Genomic DNA, 1,054 nt, shown 5'->3' on the forward strand with positions numbered 1-1,054 from the left:
TGCTCGCGAATGCGGTGGGTCAGTTGATGAATTTGGTGGCTGATACACCGCATTCGCGAGCAAGCCCGCTCCCACAGTAAATCTCCATTTGGTCAGGAAGACCGCATCTGCTCGCGGACGTGCAACACGCCTTGGCCAGGTGCACACGCGCTGCATCGCGCCACAGGCCACGATGGCTGCGTACGCTGTCAGATGACGCCCACGCTTGTTGTAATGCCCTTCTACACGCGCTGGTCGGACCGGTCCGACCGCCGTTATCTGTCTTTAATCTGATTTTTTGCAGATTGGATCCCCCTGCTTTTGCCAGGCTGTACTAGCATACGAGTCGCGGGAGCATTATCACTGTAGGTTATTCACATACGTCACCTTTTTAAATCCCGTAGCTATAAGGCTGAATTCCTACACTCGAAACTCATGGACGAATTGATGAACTCACACCTGTTCCCACATATAGGCAAGGTCATCGCAAGCACCGGCAGTCGCCATTTCCCACGCATGCTGCATGACCTGATCCTCACTCAATTGGCAGTGGACGCCACGCATATCACCCAACTGCGGGTCAATCCCGAAGGCAATACCCGTCGCAAGATCAGCCCGGTCTACACCGATTCGGTGGTGGCCCTGGGCGAAGAGCAACCCGCCGCACAATTGCACCTCACGCGCCGCAAGGACGATGTGCGCTACGTGCTGTCGGTGTACCGCTCGCACCAGTCCGAAAGCTTTTCGCCGCAGGAACGCAGCATGCTGCAGGAATTCTCCACCCTGCTGCTGCCGATGGTAGAAAAGCACATCGCCGCGATTCAGCCGTGCCCCCCGAACAGCGCGCCGGCAGTCCCGGAAAACCAGGGCATCGAAACCCTGCGCAGGCGTATTGAAGAACGCCTGGTGCAGTCGGGGCTGACCTTGTCCAACCGCGAACTGGAAGTGTGTGTCGGGCTGCTGGCCGGGCGGACTGCGCCGGAGTTGGCGGAACAACTGACGCTGAAGGTCAACACCATTGAAAGCTATTTGAAGCGCGCGGCGATCAAGCTGGGGATCAGCGGGCGGCATTCGT

Annotated in this window: 1 protein-coding gene; it reads left to right on the top strand. The window is 58.0% G+C overall.

Going from position 1 to position 1,054, the window contains the following annotated elements; translation table 11 throughout:
- Positions 1-426: 426 nt before the first annotated feature.
- Positions 427-1,054: helix-turn-helix transcriptional regulator (locus Q7C20_RS26645; RefSeq protein WP_375071175.1), on the top strand; the 628-nt coding region annotated here is incomplete at its 3' end.

This window comes from Pseudomonas sp. AMR01 (genome assembly GCF_041946035.1).
Lineage (GTDB): Bacteria > Pseudomonadota > Gammaproteobacteria > Pseudomonadales > Pseudomonadaceae > Aquipseudomonas > Aquipseudomonas antarctica_B.